Source organism: Enterovibrio nigricans DSM 22720 (assembly GCF_900167155.1).
In the GTDB taxonomy this organism is placed as follows: Bacteria; Pseudomonadota; Gammaproteobacteria; order Enterobacterales; family Vibrionaceae; genus Enterovibrio; species Enterovibrio nigricans.
In genome coordinates, this window is record NZ_FUXU01000160.1 from 1 (window position 1) to 3,823 (window position 3,823).

A 3,823-nucleotide genomic window follows, 5' to 3' on the forward strand; every position below is an offset into this window, starting at 1 on the left:
GGATAACCTAGGGTCTCAGCGGCCTTCTACTAACTTTGCAACGGAGCCCGAATATATGGCAGAGAGTCTGGATATCGTTGCTTTCCTTGATGCTTTTGATGGCGAGCCTATGGTGCAAAACGCTGAACAGGGTCAGCGTATTTCCGCTTGGATGGAGGTGGCAGGATACTACGGGTCCCGTTTGATCTATCCCCGCTGGATGATGATTGATCTTCCAGAATTTCAGAGCGAAGACGCGAAGGCTTGGTTTAACAGTAAAAAGTCAGCAATGATTGACATGACATTTGATGATGCCTTTGCAAACAGCGAAGAGTATATCGCCAAGTTAAACGTTGAGTTATTGAAACTTGATTTTCTTGTGCTGCCGTCTCAGCGAGGCAATGTATTGAGCTATGACGACATCAATATATTCCCGTTTTTACGTAACTACACAGTGGTGAAAGGCTTGCGTTACCCTGGGAATGTTCGCCAGTATTTAGATGAAGTTTCTGCGTTAACTAGCGTGAAATTGTACGATGCTGTCGCGGTATAGCTGAAGGCGGTGCGTGAGGTAATTGCGAGGCGCTTTTTCTCAGCAGAGCTAAGAGTCATCCCGCCTACTAACACGTAAGTTTCAGCCGAAAATAAAAAGCCGAGCGCAAAGGCTCGGCTTATTAAGATAACTGATTGAACTTACAGATACATCTTAACCAGTTCTGAAGGCTCAATCTCTTTACCTTCTAACTCGCTGTTCCAGTTGGTACCGACAAGCACACCGTCTTCATCTAGCGTGATCAGCCAATTTTCCACGAACACATCAAGAGGGATTTCAGTCACAGTGAATTCTGCCCACTCTTCCACGTTGTGACGCTCAGCGTCTTCTTTTGCAGACCAAAAAGGCATGACTTCGCTGTTTTCAAACTCGGTTGAGTCTACTGCCAGCCAATCTTCTTCTTCATTCTGAAGACCCCAAACCACGTTTGTACGTTTAGATTCTTCTACGAAAAGCATCAAGTTTGCTTGGATATCTGCGGTAAGTTTGCTCATTAATTTAATCTCTTGAGAGTTAACGCGACTAGAGTACCACTTATCCAGAGAATGCGCTGCTGTTGGCGAAATTAAAGCCTCAAAATTCAACGTTAGGAAGCGGTTTACTATCGAGCAGTGCCTTTATTTCTTTCAGACCGTCTTTTAACTGTGTTCGAGTGCCTATGGCCATCAATGATATGCGGACATGTTTGTTTTCTTTTTCATTGGTAGAGAAATGCAGCCCACTACTGATAGTTATATTGTGGCGTTTGGCTTCGGCGGTAAAGCCTTCTGAAGACCAATGGGGGGGCAAAGGAAGCCAAATATGAAAACCTGACCTTGCATGATGTCGTGAGCCCAGAATTTCTGTCGCTATTTTCTGCCGCGCTTGCGCTTCTTCCTTTTGTACTAGCGCTAACTTATGTGCGACCTTGCTTTGTATCAATTGGGTCGCAGCGTGAAAGTTGAGTGGAGACGCGAGCCAGATGTTTGCCCGTATATGCGCATTAAGGATGGGGATAAGGTGTTCTGGTGCTTTGATATAACCGCAACGCATTGCAGGGCTGATCGCCTTAGAAAGGCTTGTAATGTAAATCCCTTTTTCAGGTATCCGTGTCGAAATAGACGTGGTGATATCTGGATTTAAAAACGCGTAAATATCATCCTCAACCAGATAGGACGATGACAATCCCATGATCTTCGCAATGTGCGCTTTGCGTTCCTCGGTCATCGTAATCCCCGTGGGATTTTGATGGGAAGGAAGCGTAATGACGAGTTTAGGTTTGTGTACTTTCAGCGTTTTCTTTAGATGTTGAGGGCATAGCCCATGTTCATCCATGTCTATGGCGACAACAGTGCGTGATGACAACTCACCGATCGCTAATATTCCGGGGTACGTTAGTGCCTCTACGGCAATCACATCGCCCGGTTGTGAAAGGGCTGCAATCACTAACGACAAAGCGTGTTGTGCACCACTGGTGAGCAAAGTGTTCCCGATGTTTGCGTCTGTCACACCAAATTGTTGTAGCCATTGAACACCCGCGAGTCTGTGATCGTCATGGCCGGAGTTTTCTGTATAGGAAAGCAAAGAAACATCGAGACTCTCTGCTGCGTCGCGGTATGCCTGACGTACGTAGCTAAAATTGAGAGGCATGCAAGGCTGCAAAATGGAAAAGTTAAAACCACCGCCATCTTGCGCTTGAATTGCTTGGCCGAGAGCTGGCGGTGTCACGACAAATGTGCCACGTCCGACAAATGATTCGACCCGCTTATACTCAGCAAGTAATTTGTAGGCTTTAGATATGGTGACAGGGGTAGTATTGAACTCAGCCGCTAAGTCTCGGTGAGGGGGTAATTTTGCACCAGCAGGGTATGTACCTTCATCAATACGCGCTTCTATATGAACTGCGATATTCCTGAATTTAGCTTCACTCACACAACCGCCCTTTCCTGATTAATATAAACATTTGCAACACATTGAGTTCACACGAGGATGACGCGATTTTCGTTAATTTGAAATAGCTTAATAAATAGCCACTGTTTATTGACATATGTCAATCGATGCAATTATAGTCACAGCAAATTAACGCCTAACCGTGAATCATTAGGTGAGAACCCGAAAGGTAAAAGCATTTGAAGGAGAAGTTAAACATGGAAAAGAAAAACGTCGCATTTATCGGTCTGGGCGTAATGGGATACCCAATGGCTGGCCACCTCCTTCGTGCTGGTTTTAACACGACAGTGTATAACCGAACCGCTTCTCGTGCAGAAGCTTGGGTTGCACAACATGGCGGACAATGTGCGCTTACGCCGCGTGATGCAGCAAAAGACTGTGAACTGGTTTTTGTTTGCGTTGGCAATGACGACGATGTTATAAGTGTGGTGTATGGGGAAAATGGTGTGCTGGCAAGCATGAAACCAGGCAGTATTTTGGTTGACCATACAACAACATCGGCAGAGTTAGCTGTAGAGTTAGCTAATGCCTGTGCAGAACACGAGGTCCAATTTATCGATGCGCCCGTCTCTGGTGGACAGGCTGGTGCCGAAAACGGTGCGTTGACGGTAATGTGCGGTGGTGATGAAGACGCCTTTTTGAAAGCACAAGCTGTTATTGATGCGTATGCTAAATCAGCCGTGTTGCTGGGCGGAAATGGCCAAGGCCAACGCTGTAAAATGGTGAATCAAATTTGTATCACCGGTATTTTGCAGGGACTGAGTGAGGCGCTGATCCTAGCACAAGCATCAGGATTGAATATTGAGCAAGTGACCGATGTGTTGAAACTCGGTGCTGCGGGTTCTTGGCAGATGGAGAACCGAGCGGTGACGATGGCGCAAGACAAGTTTGATTTTGGCTTCGCAATAGACTGGATGCGTAAAGATTTAGGCATTTGCCTAGACGAAGCGAGCCGCCACGGGTTGGATTTGGAATTGACGAAAAACGTCGACAACAAATACGCGCAATTGCAACAAAGAGGTTTCGGTCGCATGGATACCTCTGTGCTTATCAAGGCAAACAAAAAATAGTTTTAAACGAGTCAGATATGCACGAACGGGCTCACAGTTGTTGAGCCTGTTTTATATACAATAGATAGCCTCATCAATTGCCTTTGTCCCTTATTTTCTGGGGCTTGAGCGAATGCGGTTAAGCAATCGGATTTCAACAAGGAGTCGCTGTGGATCTGTTGTCTATTTTCGTCGGTATCGGCTTAGTGCTTTTCTTTTATTTCGTTGTTTATGCCAAACCGCAAGATGAAGAATGGAAAAAACTGGCTCCGTTGCAAAGTTAGTAGAAGGCCGCTGAGACCCTAGGTTATCC

Annotated in this window: 4 protein-coding genes; 2 read left to right on the plus strand and 2 right to left on the minus strand. The window is 45.9% G+C overall.

The annotated features are described in order from the left end of the window. A partial coding sequence (gene grxB / locus B5D35_RS23005) for a glutaredoxin 2 (RefSeq protein ID WP_139367855.1) occupies positions 1–532 on the plus strand: 532 nt, incomplete at its 5' end. A 140-nt stretch (positions 533–672) separates the two neighbouring features. On the opposite strand, the gene B5D35_RS23010 is transcribed toward grxB, so the two are convergent. After that, the gene (locus tag B5D35_RS23010) at positions 673–1,026 is read right to left on the minus strand and encodes a DUF2750 domain-containing protein (protein WP_078754735.1); all 354 of its coding nucleotides are present in this window, start codon (positions 1,024–1,026) and stop codon (positions 673–675) included. Between the two features lie 79 nt (positions 1,027–1,105). Beyond that, positions 1,106–2,443 carry an aminotransferase-like domain-containing protein gene (locus B5D35_RS23015; protein ID WP_078754736.1) on the minus strand — a complete coding sequence of 446 codons (1,338 nt, stop codon included), beginning with the start codon at positions 2,441–2,443 and terminating at the stop codon, positions 1,106–1,108. Between the two features lie 215 nt (positions 2,444–2,658). On the opposite strand from B5D35_RS23015, the gene B5D35_RS23020 reads away from it, so the two are divergent. Then, positions 2,659–3,531, plus strand: a complete 873-nt coding sequence (locus tag B5D35_RS23020; protein WP_078754737.1) for an NAD(P)-dependent oxidoreductase — start codon at positions 2,659–2,661, stop codon at positions 3,529–3,531. Positions 3,532–3,823: the final 292 nt, after the last annotated feature.

Bases quoted from the DNA above. Each gene is read 5' to 3' on its own strand.
- B5D35_RS23010 (WP_078754735.1), bottom strand. From the start codon at position 1,026: ATGAGCAAACTTACCGCAGATATCCAAGCAAACTTGATGCTTTTCGTA.
- B5D35_RS23020 (WP_078754737.1), top strand. From the start codon at position 2,659: ATGGAAAAGAAAAACGTCGCATTTATCGGTCTGGGCGTAATGGGATAC.